18 protein-coding genes and 1 pseudogene are annotated in these 23361 nt (G+C 53.9%); 7 read left to right on the top strand and 12 right to left on the bottom strand.

Features of this window, described 5'->3' with window-relative positions:
• Positions 1-44: 44 nt before the first annotated feature.
• Positions 45-938: a LysR family transcriptional regulator gene (locus JQR86_RS23290; RefSeq protein ID WP_434155642.1), complete on the bottom strand. Its 894-nt coding sequence runs from the start codon at positions 936-938 to the stop codon at positions 45-47.
• 121 nt (positions 939-1059) lie between these two features.
• Between JQR86_RS23290 and JQR86_RS23285 the strand changes: the two genes are divergently transcribed.
• Entirely contained in the window at positions 1060-1500 is a 441-nt protein-coding gene (locus JQR86_RS23285; protein WP_434136799.1) for a GFA family protein, read from the top strand.
• Between the two features lie 271 nt (positions 1501-1771).
• On the opposite strand, the gene JQR86_RS23280 is transcribed toward JQR86_RS23285, so the two are convergent.
• Together JQR86_RS23280 and JQR86_RS23275 are read right to left on the bottom strand one after the other, a co-directional pair.
• Positions 1772-2290, bottom strand: coding sequence for a GNAT family N-acetyltransferase (locus JQR86_RS23280; RefSeq protein WP_434155641.1), 519 nt, complete (start codon positions 2288-2290; stop codon positions 1772-1774).
• A gap of 176 nt (positions 2291-2466) precedes the next feature.
• Positions 2467-2934: an Rrf2 family transcriptional regulator gene (locus JQR86_RS23275; RefSeq protein WP_434155639.1), complete on the bottom strand. Its 468-nt coding sequence runs from the start codon at positions 2932-2934 to the stop codon at positions 2467-2469.
• Positions 2935-3069: 135 nt separating this feature from the next.
• Between JQR86_RS23275 and JQR86_RS23270 the strand changes: the two genes are divergently transcribed.
• A complete protein-coding gene (locus JQR86_RS23270; RefSeq protein WP_434155638.1) occupies positions 3070-3963 on the top strand; it encodes an NAD(P)/FAD-dependent oxidoreductase in 894 nt (297 codons plus the stop codon).
• Positions 3964-4135: 172 nt separating this feature from the next.
• Here the strand turns inward: JQR86_RS23270 and JQR86_RS23265 are convergent.
• Positions 4136-4708 (bottom strand): annotated as a pseudogene (locus tag JQR86_RS23265) (transporter substrate-binding domain-containing protein); the annotation flags it as partial.
• A gap of 193 nt (positions 4709-4901) precedes the next feature.
• Positions 4902-5201 carry a hypothetical protein gene (locus JQR86_RS23260; protein WP_434155637.1) on the bottom strand — a complete coding sequence of 100 codons (300 nt, stop codon included), beginning with the start codon at positions 5199-5201 and terminating at the stop codon, positions 4902-4904.
• Between JQR86_RS23260 and JQR86_RS23255 the strand changes: the two genes are divergently transcribed.
• On the top strand, positions 5200-5634 hold the full coding sequence (locus tag JQR86_RS23255; RefSeq protein ID WP_434155635.1) for a hypothetical protein: 435 nt from the start codon (positions 5200-5202) through the stop codon (positions 5632-5634). The two genes, JQR86_RS23260 and JQR86_RS23255, sit on opposite strands and share 2 nt — an antisense overlap.
• Positions 5635-5725: 91 nt before the next feature.
• Here the strand turns inward: JQR86_RS23255 and JQR86_RS23250 are convergent, their stop codons facing one another.
• The 5 genes from JQR86_RS23250 to JQR86_RS23230 form a co-directional block, all read right to left on the bottom strand.
• On the bottom strand, positions 5726-10933 hold the full coding sequence (locus tag JQR86_RS23250; protein ID WP_434155634.1) for a DNA repair ATPase: 5208 nt from the start codon (positions 10931-10933) through the stop codon (positions 5726-5728).
• 106 nt (positions 10934-11039) lie between these two features.
• Entirely contained in the window at positions 11040-13004 is a 1965-nt protein-coding gene (locus JQR86_RS23245) for a flotillin family protein (RefSeq protein WP_407364596.1), read from the bottom strand.
• A gap of 44 nt (positions 13005-13048) precedes the next feature.
• The gene (locus tag JQR86_RS23240) at positions 13049-13672 is read right to left on the bottom strand and encodes a hypothetical protein (protein ID WP_434155632.1); all 624 of its coding nucleotides are present in this window, start codon (positions 13670-13672) and stop codon (positions 13049-13051) included.
• A 719-nt stretch (positions 13673-14391) separates the two neighbouring features.
• Positions 14392-15141, bottom strand: a complete 750-nt coding sequence (locus JQR86_RS23235; protein WP_434155630.1) for an SDR family oxidoreductase — start codon at positions 15139-15141, stop codon at positions 14392-14394.
• 826 nt (positions 15142-15967) lie between these two features.
• A complete protein-coding gene (locus JQR86_RS23230; RefSeq protein ID WP_434155629.1) occupies positions 15968-16714 on the bottom strand; it encodes a hypothetical protein in 747 nt (248 codons plus the stop codon).
• 305 nt (positions 16715-17019) lie between these two features.
• Between JQR86_RS23230 and JQR86_RS23225 the strand changes: the two genes are divergently transcribed.
• Positions 17020-17748, top strand: coding sequence for a suppressor of fused domain protein (locus JQR86_RS23225; RefSeq protein WP_434155628.1), 729 nt, complete (start codon positions 17020-17022; stop codon positions 17746-17748).
• A 531-nt stretch (positions 17749-18279) separates the two neighbouring features.
• On the opposite strand, the gene JQR86_RS23220 is transcribed toward JQR86_RS23225, so the two are convergent.
• Positions 18280-18441 carry an HNH endonuclease gene (locus JQR86_RS23220; RefSeq protein WP_434155626.1) on the bottom strand — a complete coding sequence of 54 codons (162 nt, stop codon included), beginning with the start codon at positions 18439-18441 and terminating at the stop codon, positions 18280-18282.
• 495 nt (positions 18442-18936) lie between these two features.
• On the opposite strand from JQR86_RS23220, the gene JQR86_RS23215 reads away from it, so the two are divergent.
• From JQR86_RS23215 to JQR86_RS23205, 3 genes are all read left to right on the top strand, one after another.
• Positions 18937-19272, top strand: coding sequence for a helix-turn-helix transcriptional regulator (locus JQR86_RS23215; protein WP_434155624.1), 336 nt, complete (start codon positions 18937-18939; stop codon positions 19270-19272).
• Positions 19265-20536, top strand: a complete 1272-nt coding sequence (locus tag JQR86_RS23210) for a type II toxin-antitoxin system HipA family toxin (protein WP_434155623.1) — start codon at positions 19265-19267, stop codon at positions 20534-20536. The genes JQR86_RS23215 and JQR86_RS23210 overlap by 8 nt, the downstream gene beginning before the upstream one ends.
• Before the next feature lie 230 nt (positions 20537-20766).
• Positions 20767-21171, top strand: a complete 405-nt coding sequence (locus JQR86_RS23205; RefSeq protein WP_434155622.1) for a hypothetical protein — start codon at positions 20767-20769, stop codon at positions 21169-21171.
• Positions 21172-21379: 208 nt separating this feature from the next.
• Here the strand turns inward: JQR86_RS23205 and JQR86_RS23200 are convergent, their stop codons facing one another.
• A complete protein-coding gene (locus JQR86_RS23200; protein WP_434155621.1) occupies positions 21380-22102 on the bottom strand; it encodes a hypothetical protein in 723 nt (240 codons plus the stop codon).
• Positions 22103-23361: the final 1259 nt, after the last annotated feature.

Genomic DNA, 23361 nt, shown 5'->3' with positions numbered 1-23361 from the left:
AATCAAGGCATATCAGGTGCTTCCCATGCAGCGCTAATATCCAATCAGACATCTGCCAAAAAGCGTGACAGCGATTGAGACAGTGCGTCGAATACCAGCGCAACCCGTAGCACTCGGCGTAGGTCGTAGTGCATAGCCAGCCAGATATCCACACGAAAATCGACCTGCTCTGGTAGCACGCGCACCAGCCCATAACGTCGCGCCAGCTGACTGGAGCATATACCTACGCCCAATCCAGCCTTTAGTGCTGCAAACTGGGCCAGATGATTATCGGTTCGAATAACGGTGTGCTCCGGCGTACAGAGAAACCCCTGTTGCTCCAGGAATGTAAGCTCCGTCAGGTTCCTGTCCGGTCCGATCAAAGGGTACCTGCTCAATTCCGCCATGCCACGAGGAACACCATTGTTAGCTAGCAGTTCTGCGGTGGCATAGAGGCCTACATACAGATCACCCACATGGCGAGCAACTATGGCGGCCTCAGTAGGCCGGCGAATACGCACCGCCACATCGGCCTCCTGCAGCGTTAAATCCTCCATGCGGTTCGACAGGCTGAGCTCAAGTGACAGTTGAGGCTGAGCGATCCGAATCTCTCCTAGCAGCGAGGGAAGCACCTCCACACCAAGCAACTCACTGCTGGTGACCCGGACCGTTCCTCCAGGCACATGGGCTTCGGCAGACGCAGCACGAACAAATGCCTCCGCAGCCAACGCCATGGACTCAGCGTGGCCTATCAACTCTCTGGCGGTTTCAGTAGGCAGCAGTCCAGCCGGAGAACGGATAAACAGACTTGTCCCTACAGTGTGCTCTAACGCATCGATACGCCGTCTTGCAGTAGCCTGGGCAATGCCCAACGCTCGGGCAGCTGCGGAAAGGCTACCGGTTCGAAGCACGGCCAGAAAGACCCGTTGGGTTTCCCACTGTAACTGTGGCGCGTTCATACATTTCCTATGAGCAGTTGGGCAAGTTTGATCAATTTCCATTAGGAGGATAATCGCGCATGCTTGACCTAAATCAAACCCACACCAAGCGCCCCGTTGCGCGAACACGAGATGATGATTTATGAAGCTTGCCGGTGGATGTCGTTGCGGCGCCGTATCCTATTGCTCGGTGATCGACTCTGAGCCGGTGGTCTACGCCTGTCATTGTCAGTACTGTCAGACATGGAGCGGCAGCAGTTTTGCGCTGCATGCCTTGCTGCCGGGTAATGCCTTTATCTTGAAGGGCCCCACTATTGAGTATGCCTACCAGGAAGAGGAACGACATGCGCATCATTACCTCTGCGCGGTCTGCCACACCCGTATCTACAACACAACTTCCGCCGCGCCCGGAATGTGGATATTGCGGGCAGGCACGCTCGAAAACCGCTCCTCGCTAAATCCCATGGCGCACATCTGGACCAAGCACAAACAACCCTGGCTGATCCTGCCCAAAGGTATTGCAACGTGGCCTGAAAATCCTACGCCTGAAGCATTCTCTGCTGCATTGAGTGCCACTGGTTGACATGATGCCAGCTGTTACGTCAATCGAGGCTGGCTCGCTCAAAATGAATGATGCAGGCACGTTCGAAGCGCCTGCACGGCTGGACTGAAATCATGTCCGAGCAGCCATGTCAGGCCTACGGTTTAAGGCGTTACCGGGTCGGTTAGCGTTAAGATTTCCATACGCTTTTCCTCGGTAATGAAGCCCCTTGCTGCTACCTGAACTAAAGATGCCCTAGGCTACTGGAAATCATGCGCTAACTCTGTTTACGCTCACCGCCGGCCTGTCTGCATCAGGCAGCTCTCCATGCCATGGCGCATCGGCTGTCCAAGGGAAAGCCATGCTCATACTCTGAACTGAGCAGGAGCGCCAAACGCGAATCTGGCGGTAGATTTTCCATGACCTTAAATCCAAGACGGCAATAGAAAGGTGCATTCCATGGCACACTCTTGAACGTTGTAAGTGTGACCGCTCGAAGACTATTTTCACGAACGTAATCCATTGCTGCCTGGATCAGAAGCCGTCCCAGGCCTTTACCTTGGCACGACTGCAGAACTGAAAGTTCATGGATGTGTAGATCAGCACCTTTTTGCTCCGCGCTGAGAAACCCTTGAAGACAATTATCGGCATCGGCCGCTACCCAACACGTCGATAGTTTGATCAGTTGGAGATGACGCTCGACCGACAAAGTCGAGGAATCGGCAAGCCACTTCAACTCTGGAATCGAAACAAACGCTTGTGCAGCGGATCTCTCAATGCAAGGCAGTAACGGCGCATCATCTGGTATGGCAGTACGGATGGTAGTGATCATGTCGGAAATCTATCCAGATCCTATCTGACACATAGAGTCTTCTACGCCAGTGTTAATTTGACATTTTTTCTCTTGGCAGAGGATGCCTCTGGCATCAAGGCCATATCCATTCGTGACGGGGATAGCAACTCGCCATAGAAAGGAGTTCAGCTTTTAGCCGACAGCTGCGTTCAGTATCAGCTACGTGACTCTATACATTGCATTAACCTGGCCGACTCAAGCCGCTCATAGCGCCGTTCGAAATCTTCAGCCAACTGCTCAAGCGTGACACTTCTCAAGCGTTCATTCAGCAGAGCCTGTGCAGCATCAAATGCATCCGTCAGCACAGTGTTCACCGCTTGCTCAACCAGGCACTCGGGATGATCCGTGGACAAACCAATAGCGAAGATTGAGGACGCTCCCAAAGCCAGATGGATATCAAGGAGCGTTATTTCGCCGAGCGGTTTTGCCAGCGACCATCCGCCACGATGCCCCTTCTCTGATCGGACATAACCCTGCTCCTTGAGCAGCGCCATCGTTCTACGAACCACCACCGGATTGGTACCCAGCATCTGCGCGAGGCTGTCGGAGGTTGCGGGTAGATCGTGACGAGCCATATGGATCAGTACATGCAGCATACGTGACAAGCGAGTGTCGTTTCTCATGAATCAAAGCTCCCAGACAGGCCCTGCAGTATCGCTCGAAACATTAATTGTTACGAGAGCATTGACACTTCCCATTCATGTAACTTACGTTGTTTCAAGAATATCCATTGGGTTTGATCCTACAGAGGTGGCTCCGTGACTCACGATGTAATCATTGTTGGTGGCAGCTATGCTGGTATGTCTGCTGGTATGCAACTGGCTAGAGCCCGACGTACAGTACTAGTGATTGATGCAGGCCAGCGTCGCAATAGATTCGCCAAGACGTCCCACGGCTTTCTCGGTCAAGACGGCCGCAGCCCTGACGTAATTGCCAGACAAGCACGCGAGCAGCTCCTGGCCTACCCGTCCGTACAGTGGCATAAGAAAACAGCTATCAAAGCGACGCGCGAGGGAGAGAGATTCAAGGTGACGACAGCCGATGGCGAGACCTTTAACGCCCTGCGCCTGATCTTGGCTACCGGCGTGACTGATGAATTGCCCAATATCTCCGGACTCGCGCAGCGTTGGGGACAGAGTGTATTCCACTGCCCTTATTGCCACGGCTATGAGCTGAACGGCGGAGCAATTGGGGTATTGGCTGCCTCGCCCCTTGCGATCCACCATGCCTTGATGCTGCCAGATTGGGGCCAAACGACGCTCATTCTTAATGAAGTATTCGAACCGGATGCTGAGCAGCTGGCCAAGCTGGAAGAACGCCGGGTGGTACTGGAGCGAGAGCCAGTAGTATCGATTGGCGGCAAGGGGGAACAAGTTGAAGTGACCCTGGCGAGCGGTCGGGTGATCACGTTTGCAGGTTTGTTTACCCAACCGCGTACTCATCTAGCGAATCCTCTAGTAGCACAACTTGGCTGCGCCCTCGAAAGCGGCCCTACTGGCGAGTTCATCAAAGTGGATTTAATGCGCGAAACCAGCGTACCCGGTGTGTTTGCATGTGGTGATACGGCAATAGCTGCTGGTAATGTCGCAATTGCTGTGGGCGACGGCGCCCGTACCGGGAGTGCAGCCCATCAGTCGCTGCTTTTCCGCTGAATACGGACAAAATAGACAGCCTCTCGCGTATGACCGTTTCCGCCCGTGTGTCTCTGGATTAGCCGCTGGGCACAGTCATGATGGAAGCTCATAAGTACGGGTTCTATCTATCGTACCGGACTGCTCAAGGAGCAGTCCGGTACGACCACATACTTGCCGTATTGAACAGGCGTCAATCGCCGTAAATATTGAAATCAAAGTATTTCTTCTGGATAGCATCGTAACGGCCATCTGCCCTTAATGCGGCAATGGCATTGTTAAGCATGTCCAGATGCCGGTCATCACCCTTGCGTACGGCAATTGCTACACCTGTGCCGAAGTATTGCTCTTGTGTAAACGTTGGTCCAACAAAGGCAAAGCCTTTGCCCTGCTCAGTCTTGAGAAAGCTCTCATCAAGCGTGACCGAGCTTGCCATCGTGGCATCCAGGCGGCCGGATACGAGATCCAGAAAGGCTTCGCTTTGTGAGGCATAACGTACTATGGTTGCGCCGGCCGGCTCAAAGTTGGCGGTCACATAGCGGTCAAAATTAGTGGCTCGCTGCACACCAATACGCTTTCCCTTGAGGCTTTCCGGGCCGCTGTAGGAGGCATCACTTTTCATGACTAGCCGCGCCGGGATGCGATAGTACCGGTTAGTAAAGTCTACCGAGCGCTTGCGCTCATCGGTAACGGACAGTGAAGATAGGATCACATCGATCTTGCGAACCTTGAGTGCTGGAATCAGGCCATCGAATTCCTGTTCGACCTAGATTGTCGGGCCAGAGGGAATTATCGTATACGGCCAGGAGCTCTCGAGGATCGCCTTTCCTCTTACCAGAATGCCCTTGCCTTCCTGACTTGAGGTAGAGATCCAGCTGCCCAAGCGTTCGCTGGAAATCATCTCGCAGGTCGCGCAGGGCTGGCTGCATTGGCATGAAGCGCTAGGAGCGGCTCCAGCATTACACCCGCGCTGGCTCCAATTCGACTTTATCGAGCATCCTTTCAAGCGGCTGGCTGCGCTGCCCTGGTGCCAGACTGAACTGGACAGAGTAGTCGTTGGCCAGGTGCGAGAGGTCATCCTCAAGCCAAGTGGCGCGCCTGACCAGTCCTCTGGCCGATGCGGCGTAAAGCCCATCAGGATAGGCCTGCAGATAGCGATCAAGGCCTTTTCTGGCTTCGGCCAGACGAGCCTGGTCGACACGCGCTGGTAAGCGATAGCCGTACTCGTCAAAGGCATTGAGCTGCGTGTGCGCCAGCATGTACAAGCCAGCAAACAGCCTTTGCACGCAGGCAACGCTTCTGTATCAGGCCGGACAGGTAGTTGAAGCCTTCGAGAGGCTTGAACAGGCCATAAGCCTCTTTCTGGATGAGGCGGTCAGTTACGAATATAAGGAATGCGACATCATGACCCTGGTGATGTGCTGGATCTCTTTGAACAGTTTCGAGCGAGCACTCCGTCTCCAGGAGGAGTTACCCGTGGAGATCGAATTTCCTTTTCCAATGCTGGTAAGGCATGCAGTTGACCAGGGATGTTATGAGCAGGCAATTGCGATGATTCCTGATAACTTTCACTGCTGTGTGGAGGAGATCACCCAATTGCATCGCAAGATAAACCAGCTGCGTGCCGATTCGCCTGAGTCAGCTCAAGCTCTCATGCAAATGCTGATACTGCATCTTCTCCAAAAGTCGTAGCGCGGCTTATCCTTTAGTGATGATCAGGTGGAGCACCAGGCCTCCTCCTGATCATTAAGTTGCCTTATCCAGGGTCAGGATCTGCTTTGAACTAGGAGCTGATCGCTCTGATATCCTGAGCAATTTGCTCAAGCCGCTTAAGATTGGCCAGGTCGATATCAAGCTTTCTGTCCATATTGCGTACCAGTGGCAGAAAGCTCTGCTCCAGTGTGTCAGCAAGCGTCCTGAGCAGCTGATCTATTCCGGGAACCGGTTGGTTGACCACCTGGACTCTTGGCGTAGCCAGGACGCGCTCCAACGAGGAGCCCAGCTGACTCAGCAGATCATCTGTCGCTGATCCTGCCGTTGGAGGTGTTGCCAGGGCACGACCCAATCCTTGTACGCCCTCAACCAGTGCAGCCAGTTGCATGACAACGCGCCCGCCAATGTCCTCTCCATTTCCCAGCGCCCTGTTCCGTATGAACTCCTGCTTGATCTGTTCCCAGCGCTGCTCCTGTACCGGATCCAGCAGGCCGCGCAATTCTGCGAGCTTGAGCAGGTTTTCTTCTGCCCCGGTGGTCAGCAGTTGCGCCTCGCCCTGATAGTGGTCAGTGATCAGGGCCTGAAGCTCCTGGTCATTCATAACCGCCGAAACCTTTTCTGCCATCTTGTTCATGTTCCGGTAGCTGCCCTGAAGCTTGAACACCGGCTCGGTCCGGTAACGATCTGCCTGCGCAGCGCTAGCAATGTACTGTTCATTGACCTTTAGAACGACATTCCTGATCTGGACCAGTCGCTTAAGCGTGCCGACTATCTCGCCTGTCTCTGCTGCACTGTAGGCAAAGGATAAATCACCTTCAGAGGCAGGCTTGCCCTCGGCCCTCGCCACAAGGGCATAGACATCGCTCATCTCTCGAGTGGCCAGAGGTGCCAGCACAGGATTGGACGTCAGCGCATTTTCGATGTAGCTAAGGGCAAAGGCTTCATCCATGCCACTAAGCGTATCACCAAGGTTGTAGATGTCTGCGCGGTTGGCAAGCATGTCCGGAATACGAAAGACCTCACCCGACTCGGTGTAGGGATTACCCGACATCACCACGCAAAACTTCTTTGCGCGCAGGTCGTAGGTGCGAGTGCGTCCTCGCCAGACGCCCTCGATACGGCGGGTACCATCGCAGAGCGAGATGAACTTTTGCAAAAACTCCGGATGGGTATGCTGAATATCATCAACGTAAAGCATCACGTTGTTGCCCATCTCCAGCGCCAGGTTGAGCTTTTCCAGTTCTCTGGCGGATGTGGCATCTGGCGCTGTGGTCGGGTCCAGAGAACGGACCGAGTGGCCCAGGGCAGGTCCATTGACCTTCATGAAAACAAGACCCAACCGGCTGGCAACGTATTCCATCAGGGTTGTCTTGCCGTAGCCTGGCGGAGAGATAAGCATCAACAGCCCCATCAGGTCAGTCCGCTTGTCCTGCCCTACCGTTCCCATCTGTTTTGCCAGATTGTCGCCAATAATGGCGAGATAGACTTCGTTGATAAGCCTGTTGCGTACAAACGAGCTTAACGGCCGAGGCTTGAACTCAGACAGGCAAAGTGCAGTACGTTCGCGCTGTATGATCTGCTGACGCAGGTTCTGATAATGCCTGAACTGCGGAATAAACGTCTGTTGATGCCGCTCCACACGCTCCAGGTAGTCCGCCAGAACAAGAGAAAGCCTGCCATCCTCGATACGAGGATGGTCTCCGAGCAGACCGTTTACCTCAAAGGTGAGGTCGACCTCGGTAAAGCAGGGTTCCCCTGCCCTCCACAGTGACAGTGCAACGGCCTCCGGAATGTACGCAGCGAGCTCTTGAAGTTCGCGGTGGTGACAACAGAGCGCGTCGAACCATGTATGGCTAAATGACCAGGCTTGAGAAGGCTCCTCCGCTAGATTATCAAGTGTCTGGCAGTAGCGGTCCCAGGCTTCGCCCGCAACCAATCTGGTTTTTAGCGCATCAACCAGTAACCGGGCATAACGGCTAAAGCAAAAGGCGTTGCTACTGCCACTTCCCAGTTCCTCAACCAGGTACGTTGCAGCCCTGACGGTTGCTGTTTCGTCAGCAGGCAGGCAACAGGTCTGGACAAAGCGCCGAAGTACTTCGGCAACTTCAGTCTGGAGGCGCAGAACGCCTTCCTCACTGTGAAAGACAGTACGCAGCTCAAGCGCGGCTCTGGCCCGCTCAGACCAGTAGCGTACTCTTTCAGAGCCTTTATGCGTACTCCAGAACAGGACAGCAATAGCACGTGACAACGGAGAGAAAGCCAAAAGCCCCGCCTGTTCACGTAAGGATAGGACTTCAATCAGGATTTTGGCGGCATCCTGGTCGTGTATCCCTCGCTGATAGCCCTCCCTGTAGCGAGGCGAGGCAAATTCACGAACCAGCCGAGTCATCTCCTCCAAGGAACTGCACGATCCATACAGCGTTTCCATGGTTAGTGAATCCGTACCCTTTGCCGCTGCCTGCAAAAAAAGACCTGCCAGATACTCTCCCCTGTAGAGCTCGGCCGATTCCGATTCCAGCGATACCTGCCAGAAGAGTTTTAGCGCTTCAAGGGAGGGGTCGCTCAGGGGCTCCATGAACTCGGTACCGGTGAGATGGAGATATAACGCCTCCCCACGTGGCATAAGCGTAAGGTCAAGTTCCTGAGTGTTTACGCTGAAGCGATGACGCGGGCCAAGCTTGATGACCTGCCCGTCCTCCACAAACAGCTCGTTCCGGTCGCGCAACACGCGTACAGCCTGATCGCGGGCGGCCTTCAAACGGGCCTCTATATCATCGGCCTTGATACTGTCCTTGATCTGGCGCAACCGTTCGGCCATGTCGCGCAGCTTGATGATCAGGGGGTCTGAGGCAAAAAAGGCGTTAAGCTCGTCAATGCTCTCAAACCGCGAGGTGCGTCGCTGCAGGCTGAGCAGGATGCGACTGGCTGCATCCTGAATGGTTTGCGCCTTGCGCTGGCGCTCATCCTCCAGCATCTGTCGATGCGACTCAAAGGTCTCGATTAGCTCTTCACGCTTGCTTAGTATGTCTGCAAGAAAAGCCTCTTGCTCACCAAACTGACTTTCCAGCTCTTCAAGCTGAAGCAGCAGGCGTGACATCTCTTCGTCACAGCGTTCCGGGTCGCTTGCCAGGGCCAGCGCATTGGTGATGGCCTGTCCAAACAGGCTGAACTGCGCGCCAAATTGGGCCACCGTTTCGGCGTTTCCCATCTGCTTGCGCTGCTGTTCTAGCCGAGCCCTGGCCTGGTTAAGCCTGGCGTAGACTTCTGATACCGACTCGATGACCTGTGTACGCTGGGTAGCATCATCGATTTTGAGCGAGGCCATGAGATGGGACAACATATCCAGGTCAGCCGCCAGACCATTCATGTCCTCCAGTGGCCCGGTCAACTGGATCACGGACTCTGCCTGCCTTGCCTGGGCGTCCATCGCCTCCAGGCGAGCCTGGAAAGGGGCAAGGGCTGCGCCTGTTGAGAGAAAGCTGGCGGTCAGTACGGCGATCCGCTCATGGGCAGCCAGTAGTTCCTGCTCCATGACGTCTACAAGACTGGTGTCAACGTAGCGGTAGTCACGGATGGTCAGCAACTGACCGCGCTGCCGGGTAATATTGTTAAGCGCGTCGACGTAGTCCTGTATCTGTTCCCAGCTGTCAGGGTGCAAGCTTTCCTGCAGCCGTTTAAGCCTGGTTTGCGCCTCGGCCATTGCCTGCCTTGACTGAAGCTGTATGCTTTCAACCTTCTGGTATTCGTCAAGAACCTGCTCTGCAGTCTCGCTTACTTCCCGCAAGAGCTCAGCAAGCCCTGAGGTATGCTTGTCATCCAGCCAGTGATAGGCATCAAATAGCCGTCTTATCGCATGGCACAACTGGCTGTAGCGCTGCGCTGACCTGGCGGGTGCGCTGATTTCCCTGACCAAGTTCAACAGATCAGAGATTCCTCGGACCAGCTCAGGATTACCAATGCGCCCGTAAAAGGAGTTGGTTGGCTTCTGCTGGGAGGCGTATTCCTCGCTGGCAAAGGGGGTCTGCCAGATCTGCATGGGATGGATTCGGGTAGGCTCATCGCCTTCGGCTGCAAAGAGGACCATTCGACCGTCATCAAGCCGAGCATATCCATGACCAAACAGGGGCTTTTGCAGCTGACGGGTAATCAGGTTGTAGGTAAAAAGCGCTGAACGTCCCTCTTCCGGATGGTAAAAGACATACTGCACATCTTCCCCATTAGGCGATCGGAACGCGTGCTTGAAGCGCATTCCGGCCATGGGCTGATCAAACGTTCTGTGCTCCCCGTTTTGCAGGTAGTAGCCACCTGGAAAGATAATCCCATGGTCTTCCGGAAGCTGTATGCAGGCCTGCCCTATCGCATCGATACGCTCAACGGTTTTGGTCAAACCATTAAATACGAGGTAGCGCCACTGCTCTTCCCTGTAGGGAAGCACCTTAAGCAGAACAAGGCTACCGAGCCTGGCAAACTCGATCTGTGCATCATCAAGGGACTGGCTGGCATCGGTAACCGGCTCCCGATAGATGCCCTGACCATCGTTAGTGTTGTTTTCAACCTTGATGGTAAGGTCGCCACCAATCGTTTCGATAAACACTGTATCCAGAATATTGACGTGGGGATGACGTCCATTCACCCTCATTTCCCGAGTCGTTTTTGTCCACTCAAAATCAAAGGGCGCCGGCAACGCAATATCACGCTCGCCACGATTATCCAGGTAACTGACTTTCGAGCCGTCAGGGGATATTGCCCAGCGAAAAACCCTTATGTCGCTGATACGGGCGCCAATCTGAAAGCTGGCCAGCAGCTTGTTGTCACGAAGGACCAGCTGCAGCAGGCGAGCACCCTTGTAATAGGCATATAGTTCATTGAAATCGCGCGTAAAGCCTGGCTCAGCCAGAAAGCTTTGAGCCAGTTCAACTGGCTCAGCCTCATAACCGGTCTCTCGTTCCGCAAGCCTGTACAGGGAAAAGACATCGGCTACTTCAGTTTCCTTTTTCAGACCCAGAAACACGTTGTAGCCAAACAGCAGGCAGCCCCCTACCTGCACGATATCACGTGCAATACAGTTGTTTTCCGTGCGTATCCGCACCCGACCAACAACCTCCATGCGGCTGTCGCCAAATGCATCAAGGCGTCCGGCGTTAAGCTGCTGTGTTTTCAGATCAAGCTGCCGACCATGCTCCTTGAGACGCCTGTCCAGCACTTCATAGGCGCCACCTTCGGTAACCGCCTTGTCCAGGGTATGGTTTTCCAGATGTTCGGCAGGTAGATCCGACATTATTCGTTCCTTGAATTCAGGTGTCAGCAGGTACCCGGCTGACGTGTTGTCAACCGGATATCAGAGGTCGATAAAGGGAACAGCCTGCTTGCGCAGGCTGTAAGCACTAGAGGGTCGCAGAGGCCTTCTCAGAGGTACTGCTGTCTACAGAGGCCTGTGCGGAGGCCAGCGCAGCGGCGGCAGAAGCACCCGCACGGCCCGCCAAGATGCCTTGCAGGGCCGTTTGCAGGACAGGGCTTTTGGCAAAGACGCCTTCCACCCCCTTACCCAGGGAAAGCGACTTGGCAAAGGTAGTAAAGTAATCACCTTCACCACCAACAATATCAATCTTGGCTCGTGCCAGACCTGTCGAGATGACCTGAGCCTGGTCCTTGGCAATGTCCTTGTTTGCCGCAATCGCCGCCAGAGCCTGCTCCTGGGTCATTTCAAGCTGCATCCTGAACTCCTCGTGAGCACGCGCGGTTTCGCCCAGCTTATCGATGGCCTCGAACTTCTGGGTCAGGCCCTCGGCCTCCGCCTGCAGGCGTGCACGTGTGGTTTCCGCCTCGGCGATACCAACCTCGCGACTTGCACGTGCCTGGGAGATACCCAGCTGCTCTTCTCCACGCGCCTGTGCGGCGAGTTTTTGTTCCTGGACCCTGGCTTCAGCCAGACCTTCCTTTTCAAGAGCCATCGCCTGAGCTTCACGAACCCGTGCATCTGCCATACCAGGCGCTGCACGCTCGGCTTCAATACCCTCAGCCAGTTTTTTCTTGGCCTCCGACTGTTTGGCAGCAGCCTCCAGCTCGGCCTGAGCCATGGTGTTCAGCTCAACCGCCCTGAACTTTGCAGTTGTTTCGTCAGCCTCTGCCTGCTTGACCTGGCGAACCAGCTCCTGTTCGGCCTTGGCCTGAGCGTTAAGCAGTGCCACCTGCTTGAGTCGGTCGGCTTCGGAGACCTGGCGAACCTCCTTGATGCGCTCCTCTTCCTGAGCAACCGTCTTTTCTACCGCGATACGCTCGCGCACGACGTTGGCGATCTGCTTGCGCTCTTCCTCGAGCACCTTTTCCTTCTCGATACGCTGCAGCTCGACCTCACGCTCACGTGCCACGATTTCCAGCTCCCGGGCCCGGTTTACCCGTTCCTGTTCAACCGCCACGGCGCGCTGACGATTCTGCTGGGCAACCTCCACCTCGCGAAGCCAGTTTTCCTCTCGGATCTCGATTTCCTGCTGGGTCTGGATGCGTGCCTGCTCCGCCTTCAGGCGCTCTTCCTCACGCACCCGCTCGGTCTCAGCCTCTTCTCGTGCGCGAATCGTATCGATCTCCCGCTTTTGGCGAGCCTCTGCATCCGCCTGCTGGCGCTCAAGGGCCAGGGTGGCCTCGCGAGCTTCTACGTTTTTCTTCTTGATCGCCAGATCCTGATCGCGCTCCAGATTGTTGGTTATGATGTTTTGTGCAGCGGTCAGCTCGGTAATCTTGCGAATCCCCTGAGCATCAAGGATGTTGTACGGATCCAGCTGGCTTTTGGGCGTCTGCTCAAGGTAGTCAATGGCCACGTCTTCCAGGGCATAGCCATTAAGGTCGTTGCCGATAATCTCAATAATGCGGTCACGAAACCTCTGGCGGTCTTCGAAGAGCATTTCAAACTCAAACTGCTTTCCTACCGTCTTGAGCGCCTCGGAAAACTTTGCATTAAACAATTCATTGACGGCAGCCTTGTCAGAGGCCCGGTCAACGCCAATCGCCTTGGCAACCTTGAGTACGTCCTGCTGGGTCTCGTTTACGCGCAGATAGAATGCCACGGTAATGTCAGCACGCAGGTTGTCATGACAGATAAGCCCATCCTTTCCCCGTCTGTCCACCTCGAGGGTCAGCAGAGAAATCTTCATGAACTCCTTTTTATAGATGATGGGATAAACCAGCGCACCCGTAAAATGGACCTTGGGCTGTGAGGACATGTCGTTGACAATCAAGGCCGTGCCCTGGGGCACCTTGATGTAAAAAGCCTTGAACAGGGTAAAGAACCCCCCCACAAGTAATACAGCGATCGCGACTGCGATCAGGAATGGCATGAGAATATCCCAACTCATTGGTAAAGCTCCTTGATATGCATCGTGTTTCTGCGGCAGCCTGATCAGGCCCCGTACAGTTCCTGCTCGCTGATAACCCCATAGCTATGCTCAGCTTCGCAGTAGCTAAGCAGCACAACCCGGTCACCTCGCTTGAACCCTTCTGTTTCAGGTGCTCGTATCCTGAGAATCAGCCCTGCCCCGCCGTCAGCAAACAGGGCCTCACCATGTCTTGAGGTCACTTTTTCGCTACGTACAATAGCGACCTGACCTAACAGTGACGTACCGGGAGGGGCTGCCAGGTTTCGAAAAAGAGGACGCAAGGGGCGGGTAAGCTTTCCGGTCGCCGGAATAGCTGTAATGAAAGATCCTGCCAGAAGGATCGCGCCCAGAAAGTGGCGAAGCATGCCTGCTTCAACAAGATGAAACAGAGCCAGGCAGGAGAAATAGCTGAACAGCCAGGTAAGGAAAAACAGGACGGTCAGTACTAATGTAAGCGGTAACCCTGCAAGCCCAAGCTTGAACAGGAGGCCGGACACGCTTGCCAATGGAGCAGCGCCGTCTCCCTCCACAAGGTCCATGTCAAAAAGACCCACCATGGTAAGCAGCCAGTAAATACCTGCCAGGCACAATAGAAAGCTGGGTATTACAACGGGAAACCCAAGCGAAACTGCCCAGAATAGTTCCATCTACATGTCCTTTGGCATCCTGCCAGTGTAGGTAAATCAAAAAGCAGCCGGTCAGGCTTTTCGGAAAAGCTGGCCCGCTTAACCGAGCAACACGGGCTTCTATTGTCGGCATTAGGCCTGCGTAAAAGCAAGAGCTGCTGGCTCTGTGGTGCAGCAAGTCTACCAGTGATCAGCCCCTCGCTCATCACTTTCGGACCATCGTATCACTTTTGGTGACAGCGTCTGATGATACAGGCCCCTGGTGCAGCCCATAACCAACTGCTTGTCCAAAACCCTGTTTTCAATGAGTTTTCTGGTGCGCAGATCAGATGCACTAGACAGCCAGGCTATTGGTCACAGCTACCCATTTTCCTTGGGCGTTGATTACACTGGAAATGGGTGATTTCAACAGGCAAGCATCAGGCCTCTCAAAGTTTCAACTTACGGGCATTCGCCTGGGTAACCCGTCAGGCTACAACTAACGAGCTGAAGACATTGCTGGCTTGAACTGACAGATTCATGTACCAAAAGCCTGACCAGGCCCTGCCGACTCCTGTTGCGATGTTTCTGCCGCGATGAACAGACCGAGCGGCGTGGCGCGGCACCGGTGAGGAACATGCCTGGTATTGCAGGACTAGCGGTTACGCGCCGTCTCCTAATGATTGGCATGTAACAACTCTGAGCCAGCTCAGATTCAACACTTATCGCCAGGCCAGTACCCCATGAGCTTCCTGGTAAACTCATTTCACTGCGGCATTACCTCCGTCGGCAAATAACGCCGTACCCGCAACAAAGCTGGACATCGGGCCAGCCAGAAACAAGGCAGCCCTTGCGATTTCCATCGGGTCTGCGATCCGCTTCATTGCATGCAGGCCTGCAGCCCATTGCTTCTGCACCTCATCACCGGCAATGGGAGTATCGACGCCGCCTGGAAGCAATGCGTTCGCTCTGATTCCCTGCGCGGCATAGTCAGCCGTAATGCCTTTCACAAGCCCCATAAGCGCAGCCTTGACCGTTCCATAAGCCGCCATGTCAGGCAGCCCTACGCTAGTGCCGACAAAGCTTGAGGTAAATATGAGCGAGCCACCCCCTCGTATAAGCATGGCTGGAATTTGCTCGCGCGCGCCCAGGACAGCCGCGGTTATATTGGTCGACACGGTCTCCTGCCACTCCGGCAAGGTAATCTCTGCCAGCGGCTTTATCGGGCCTAGAGAGCCGGCGTTATTAAAAGCAATGTCGAGCCCGCCAAAGGCTCTGACAGACACCTCGATCAGCTCCTTGTGAGTTTCGGGAGCGCCTACATCACCTATAACCGTACGAACGTAGCCGCCTTGAGCGCGAATACATGCCGCAACCTCATCAAGTGCTGGCTGACGGCGCGCATTCAGTACAACGGCAGCACCCTCTGCGCTAAACAGTAAAGCCGCTGCACGACCAATTCCGGAGGACGCCCCTGTAATGATCGCGACCTTGTTTTCCAGCATGCCCATGACTGATCTCCTCTGATGGGGAGGTCCAGTCTGCATTCGTATTGTTAATAGAAGCGACCCGATTCTGACTTTCAAACCTCCTCTATCAGGGTATCTCCGGTTACGCATAGAGCTAAATGGGAGCTGGCGAACCTAGGGAGCTATCTACTCAGTCCTGGCTGAAATACTCCAGGAGACCTGCCTCAAGACTGTGGCCTGCACGTCGCTCAGCTAATGTCAGCGCCTTGTCTACGCGGCGGGGATTGCCGCATAAAAAGCACCCTGCTTGGCCACAGTTCAGAGCAGCTTGTTTACGCCATCTACCCTGGGGTGCTTCATAAAAACCGCTGTCCATTGAGTAATAGAAACGGCTAATCATTAATTGTCGATAAATGGCAATCCTGGCTCTAGTACGTCGAATCTGCCGCGCCTGTTTGTTGTATGACATAAGACACCTCTCACTTCGCGCCCTCCCCGACCTGGAGAGGGCCATCGCGTGATTGGCGTGGCTAAAAAACCGCTCATGGGTAGTCTCCTTGTAACGACCTTACGCTATAAGCCAAGCGCCTACGGCTAGGCCTACTCACACCGCCAGAGGCCTAAGCATTACTTGAAGAACTGGGTCGAAGGGCATGCATAGACGACTGACAGGTTAGCTTCAATATATTGTTGACTCTTTAAGGCTACTTAGCTCTCTCACCGGCACATCACCATACCGGTGACGAGTAGTGCCCTTAGGCTGGCAAAAAAATCACTTACTAGAGAAATCCTGTGCGCAGCCTTCTGGTGGCAGGCCACTGCGATACCGCTCAGGCCTGCATCTTTTGATAGCAATTGTAAAGGCCGATCAAAGCGCCCGCCGACGCTTTGTGGGCTCCTTTCTAAAGCTCCTATCAGTAAATCCCTTGCTAACGGCCAGATCCTCATCAGACGTGGTAATCATGGGGTTTTCGGTTTGCCCCAGTACACCGGAAATAAACATCGATATCTCCTGGAAAGCGGTAAAGCTATCGATTACCTTCTGGAAGCGGAGATCCTTTAGGCAGGGATTGACTTGTACACCTCTATCAATGCCGCCAACCACACAAAAACTGACCAGCTTGTGTGCAGTAAAGATATCAAGTACCTCAAACGGCTCAGCGCCCCGGTTGGCCTTGAACCAGTCTTCAAGCGAGACGATCTTGGGCACAACGAAACGCCAATACGGACGAGGGTCAAGCGTGGCCTTAAGCGTCTTGTCGTCAAAATCCTTCTGATACCAATAGAACTCGGGCCTGGCCGACTCCTTGTTCGCGCTGGCGCTGTAGTGCGTCATGGGCTTGCCAGTGGCCTGGTCGACATATGCGTAAAGGCCCATGTAAAGCCTTCCACAAAAGCCCACATAGAAGGGCTCATAGATATCGGAACGAAGTGGCGTTGCCTGGTCGTTGTAGCGGTCGATCAGCTTTCTAACATCACGTACGAGTTCTGGCTCAGGCTCACCCTTTCTCTTGAGTAAGGTCTGGGAGACGCGGTGATAGACAATCGACATGTTGACACCATAGCCGGCCGATGAGTCGTAATAGTCATTGAAGTCACGGATTATTCGCATCATTTTCCTTTTCTTGAGGCGATATTCCAGATTATCAAAGGCTTGTTTTAGCGTAAATAGAAATGTATCCGTAATGCCTGCCCAAGCGCAGGAGCGATGCCGATAGGGGCCGCAGCAGCCCTCTCCTGCAGCCTGTCAAACCACCAGGGCGATACGTTCCATAAATCCTGTGAGCCATGCCCGGTCGCTAGACCCAGCGATAGAGGACAATGTGTCTGCCATAGCCTTTGTGTCATGCTCGCAGATGACAAGATTAGCGGCCAGAATCATATTGAGTTTGGTAAACAACGGATCGTTTAGAGGATCAGATGAGCAAGGAAAGCAACCTCGTTTCACTATCAGGTAGTCCTATCTTTACCTATACCGATGGGGAGAAGGAATGGCAGGCACCTCATGGAGAGGAATGCATTGAGGAAATCTCCGCACATATCGAGCGTCACTTGGGTGAGGTGAACGGGGTGTTTCACGAGCTGGTATCAGACACCGTCCACATTGATGTTCACTATGTCAAGCCTACACGCGAAAGACCGTATCACACCCTGGTAACCTCCGGGATGAGCGACCTGCCCATGAGCGTCCCGGAGCAGGTGGACGCGACTCGCTTCATGGAGCTTCTCGTTACGCTACCTGAGGAGTGGCTTGTCGATCAGGAAGCCTTTGCCAATGAGGCCTGGTACTGGCCGATACGCCAGTTAAAATATCTGGCAAGGTTTCCGCATAAGTACGACACCTGGCTTGGTTGGGGACATACCATTCCTAACGGTCAGCCCGCAGAGCCCTTTGCCAACAACACACGGCTCAGCGGCGTGATTCTCCTGCCTTCGGTTAATGTGCCTGAAGAGTTCTTTACTCTTGAGATCAATCCTGAGAAAACCATCGAGTTCTATAGCATTGTTCCGCTATACGAAGAGGAAATGAACCTAAAGCTGGCCCGCGGGACCGATGCGCTGCTCGAGCGATTCGACAAGCATGGTATTTCCGACATCATCCAGATCGACCGGCAGAATACTTGTAAAAAGCGTTTTGGCTTTTTCTAACCTGTTGAGGCTCAATGACAATAAGTAACCGAGGGCAAGGCACCTAATTAGCCAGTCTGTAACCTATCGGCAAGCCGAGACCAATACGGCCCTAATTGGGTCTCAAAGCTTTCATTGAGCCTGCTTGGGCGCCTATCGAAACACGTGGTCGATTCTTTATAGAGATACGTTGACCTGCTTGGATCCGGGCAGGTTAACGCCGCTACGAGAAGCCATTATCATGGCGACTGGCCGTGCATCACTAAGCTGCCTTTTTACAAGGCGCCGGGCTCTTGCTGCTGCCAATGACCCGGCAAGGCAGACGGGACGCATGCTATCCCCTTATGGAATGCAACGCCTACCAAGGGCATTGGCTTTGATGCCAAGCAAGCGCCTCTACGCTAGCCCGGTCTGCAGGCCTAATAGGTATAAAGATCGCCTTGCCTTGCAAGGCGGCTTAGTCGCTGTCGGAGAGTTCAGGCGACACCCTAACCGTCATAGTGGTGGGATCTATGGTCAGGAGGTTAGATCAAAAAGCGTGTGAATGTCACTTCAAAGCAGCAGGCCGTTGGCAGCCACATTGGTTGCTTCGCGCTGGTAAGAGACAACATGCGCTGCTTCCAAGATGCGTTCGATCATGCAGCCAGTCCTTGCGCAACGCCCCTTGTAAGCTGCATCGAAACCCTGGCCCTGGCGCCGTACGATCTGCGTCAAGACCTTTTGCCGTATATCCGTGATGTCGCCAGGGTTAAAGGCGCTGATGCCTTCCGCCTCTCTCGCGCTCCCCTACAACGCTTCGACTGTAGAGCCTGTTAGCTTGCGAATAGACATCCTGTGTCGATTGCCTGAGGGGACATCAGGATAGATTTCCCACACACCATGCGACATTGGATAGTAGGTCACGAAGCGTGCCTCTCAACCAGCCTCCATCTTGTAAAGCCGGTCGTATAAACTGCCCGTGCAGTACGTCGCGGTTTGATGTTCTGGTTGCACAAGGTATGACACTCGAACCTATCTGTGCCTGTATCCAGACTCTTTAATTGGACAATCATCGTATCGAATTAGAAAGACATTTATTTCATCTCTCTTCTTTTGAAATAAATGTGTTTCGCCTCTGCTAGAATGAAATCTATATATTTCAATAAGGGTCAGTTGCATGCCATATGTTTCATTGACCCCATTGCTCTGCTTGTTCAGGCGAGGTCGTTAATGTCTTCTTCTCTTATTGAGCAACTTATCAAGCGCCGTAAAGCACTGCGCCTTACCCAGACGGACATGGAGCAGAAGACTGGCATAGCCAGACAGCAGTATGGAAAGATCGAGCGCGACGGCAATCCTCGCCTGTCCACACTTGAGCAGATGGCGTTTGGCCTGGATGCCGAGCTATTCCTGGTTCCCGCTGAACGGCGACTGGAAGTCATGGCGCTGCTGCGTGAGCGCACCGGTGAGACTGCATCAAAGAAGAATCCTGATTCAAACGATGCCCCTGACCAAGAAGATCCTATCACCGATCCATGGCAGGAGTGGGAGCAGCACAATGCGTAAGGAGCGGGTCGCCGCGCTCAGGATAAGCCTTCATGACAGAACAGTGGGCTATCTGGCCGGTTACGAGGAAGGGCGGAACATACTGACCTTTGATAGGCATTACGTGGCCATGCCACCACTGGCGCGCCCTACGCTAACCCTGTTTACGGCTCTTCCAGAGCGCGCCAGCCATTTTTTCCAAAAGCCGCTGGTTACGCGGCAAAAGTTGCATCCCCTGCTGAGTAATCTCCTACCTGAAGGGGCCATGCGCGAACACCTGGCCCAGCAGCTCAAGATTCACCCGGACAATGAGTTTACCCTGCTGGCCTACCTGGGGGAGGACCTGCCCGGTGCACTCAAGGCAACGCCGGTTGATCCACACGACATTCCCTCAAGCGCCCTCATAGGGCGTACCTCCACGCTACCCGTACCGATTGAGGTGGCCTATACACCGGCGCATTTTTCCCTGGCCGGCGTTCAGATCAAGTTTTCCATGAAGGCAAGGGACGGCCGTTATCTCTACAAGGATGGCGACAGCCACGGTGATTGGATCATCAAGACCCCGTCCACGCTGCATCAGCATGTGCCGCTCAATGAGTATACAGCCATGTCCCTGGCCTCACTGATAGGCATCGACATTCCCGAGATCTCGCTCATCAAACTTGATCGGATTGATAACCTGCCCTCTATTCCCTTACCGAATGAACGCTATGCCTATGGCATCAAGCGCTTTGATCGAGGAGAACATGGGCAGCGGATTCACACCGAGGATTTTGCCCAGGTATTTTTCGAGTACGCCCGAAGCAAATACGACAGGCACAACTATGAGGAGATCACACGCAGACTTAAAGAGGAGACCCTACACCGACCCGACAACATCCGGCAGATCACCCTACGCCTGCTGGCCAATATCCTGGTGGGTAACGGCGATGCTCATCTCAAGAACTGGAGCTTGATCTATCGCGACAAGAGGCAAGCCGATCTCTCTCCAGCCTACGACATCGTATTTACTCGAGCCTACATGGGTGATGAACGCGAACTTGCACTCAACATGGGCGGTGTGAGGCGCTGGTATGAGACGTCTCTTACGACCTTTGATGCCTGGGCCGACGCGTCCGGCCTAAATCGCCGCCTCATTGGCCGTATGGTTAAACAGGCTATTGAGCAGGCACGCGATCTCTGGCCAGAGGCCTTGGCTCAGAGTCCCATGCCTCAGGCGCACCAGAAGTTGCTAAAAGACCACTGGCAGCAGCTCCACCCTGACTTTCGGATCACGAGCCGCTAGCCATCCGCCGTGCGCCTTGACGCGGTAGCTTATGCAGAGCATAGCGTTTTGCAGTGGTCCCCAAGAGCCCCGATTCGCATGCTTAACAGAAAATGGACTATCGGAATTGCCGGGCCTGAACACCTGATGGTTTCCATCAACCACATCAGGCATCGCCCAGAGCACTTCAAGTGTTATATAACAGAGCGCTTGACTCCACCATAAACGACTTAGGCCCGCTGATAGCAGAGATGACAACCAGAATTCTCCTTCTGTTCATGCGACGTCCTGGTTTGCTGGGCGCAGCCTTTGTCTTATGTTCAGCGGTCATCGCTTATACCTTGGTTGAAAGGTCGAACCCCTTCGACAAAGCCACCTTTGATGCTCAGCGGTGGCTTGCCTCTACTAGCAACGAAGGGGATGCTACCTGTTATCGTGGCGAGATGGCTGAAGACATTCGACACAGCGTGCTATCCAGGGGAATGACGCAGGCCGCCGTCGCCCAGGTACTTGGTGAACCCGATGGCTATTCAACTGAGCGGGAATACCAGTATGTCCTGGGCCTGTGCAGCGGGATAGGAATGGACTACGACAACTTGCATGTGTATTTCGACGCGTCCGGTCGCCTGATTGACAGCAAAATCCTTCAGCATTAGGTGTTCTATGCTGCTTCCGGAACGCTAGCGATGGCGATGGTGCCAACCAGGGTTGGTTCGCAAACACTTGGGATGGATCAGTCCGTAAGCGAACGACCCTATCAGAAACTCAATCAAACAAGCACTCGAAGCAACGGGCACGTCGCTTGTTAAGTGCACGCCGTTGCCTGTAGCGGTTTGCGATTGTATAAATCGCAAGTGTGAGCACTTAGTTTTGTCCCATCTGATTCAGCAGGATCCTGTTTGAACTGCCGACCTGATTGATCACCGCTTTCTGACTGATCCCGGTCTGCTCTATGGACAGATAGTTCACGCTGCCCTGTGTCAGGGCAGCCGCTACGTGTCCAGCTCCTTCCTGATTCCCTTCATACAGATTCGACTGCCCGATCTGCCTGTAATAGAACTCGTTCGAACTACCAGACTGGACCATATCGATCGAATTGGCCTCCCCGCTCTGTTGAAGGCTGGACAGGATGCCAGGCTCAGCCGGCGCGGCCAGTGCCACGTTGTTATCACCATCCTGCAGAACAGACAGACCGTTACCTGAGCCATCTTGAGTTGAGGAAATCAGGTTGGAGTCTCCTATCTGGGTAAGTGCAGTAGCGCTACCATCGCTTTGAAACTGGAACAGATAGGCAGAATTGTTTTCGCCTTGTTGCCTAGTGAACCCCACGCTATAGCCTGACGAGCTTAACTGGTTGGCAAGACTTAAGTTTGCCGCTCCGCTCTGAAGCTGCAAGGTATAGGTATCATTTGAAGCGGTATGCCAACTGCTAGCTTGGTTACTTTCACCTTGTTGAAACATATCAGCATTGGAATCAGATGAGCCGGTATCGATATAAACACTTCCATCGTTGTTGTAGCCTGTCTGCTGGAGCAGGACATTCACGGCCCGTGTTTCCTCCTGATAGATCAGACCAGTGTTTGACAAGCCCTCCTGCTCAATTTTAATGCGGGAATCGGTGCTGTTGACCTGTGTAGAGACAGCCTGGTTCTGATTACCTTTTTGAGTCACTGAAGACCGAAGGCTAGCCCCAACTTCCTCATAGGGCTGCAAAGTGCCAGGGCCGGCATCTTGCACTGATTGCTGGATCTGCTGTTGCGCATAGACTCCTGACGTGGCCATCAACAGCAAAATAGCTAGGCCTGATGATTTCCACCTACTCATAGCGGTACCCTCCAGACACCCGTTAGTCTTCTTGGCTATCACAGCCAGTCTAACGGTAGACTTAATCAGCCCACTTACGGCCCCAACGTGTGACTAACTATTTCAGCGCCAAGGTACCTTTTACAGGCCTATCTGGCCGCTTGTTGGACGCTCACCGGTCGCGGGCGAAGCGAGGTAGCCGGTAGCGTTGTGCCTGCAGTAAAGCAAAGGGCAACGCACGCTAGCACAACATTGAGTATTTGAATGATTGCTACCAGATCGCTGCGTATGACCAGAGCGGTATGGAAGGCTGTCGATCACGGCAATACTGAGTTCGGCGATGCTTGAGCGGCAAAAGACACCTGTCAACAAGGCAATGTGTTTCGGCAGCTGAACCCTGTGCAGGGATAATCAGGTCTGTCTGCTTAATTCACGTTGCCAACCATCCTATGCAGCTTGAACGGCAACGGGACACATCAGTGCTTGATGCAAATGCCGTCTGCTTCAATTCATAGATGCCCCTCCCTTGCATAGTGGATTCATGGGAAAACGGTATGCCCCTCCGATTGGCGTCTCCCTGTACATCCTCGACACCAAAGGCGTTGAGACCTTAAAGAGTCTCTATTAATAAAATGCTTTCTGTCCCGTTGATTACACCTCATCACTTACCTGAGGAGATTACTAACCGGTCGGAAGCTGAAGGCGGTGATAACCCCTGGTGTCGCTGTGCGGTATACAAACGCGGAAGGATTCCTGACGTGAGCGACATGGATGTTGACGAGAACACCCCGCAGTGCTTACTGGCCCCAGACGCTGGAGACAGGATCAACAGACCTCCATGTGCGCTATGCTGGAGGTCTGAGTCTGGCGCAGGCTAACCTGCCTTTGTATGAGTGGATTTGATCAAAGATGAGACAGAAGGCAACCATATACCGGGAGCTACGTACGTTACGTGTCAAATAGACAGCCGGAGAGGCTACGGCTGAGAAAGTTGCTCGCCCTCTTGAGCTTGAACGTGTACACAGCCGTTGATTGAATTAACG

Source organism: Pseudomonas sp. JZ134, from assembly GCF_051027695.1.
Lineage (GTDB): Bacteria > Pseudomonadota > Gammaproteobacteria > Pseudomonadales > Pseudomonadaceae > Chryseomonas > Chryseomonas luteola.
The sequence above is the reverse complement of the archived record's forward strand: the minus strand, read 5'-3'. Positions and strand labels throughout refer to the sequence as shown.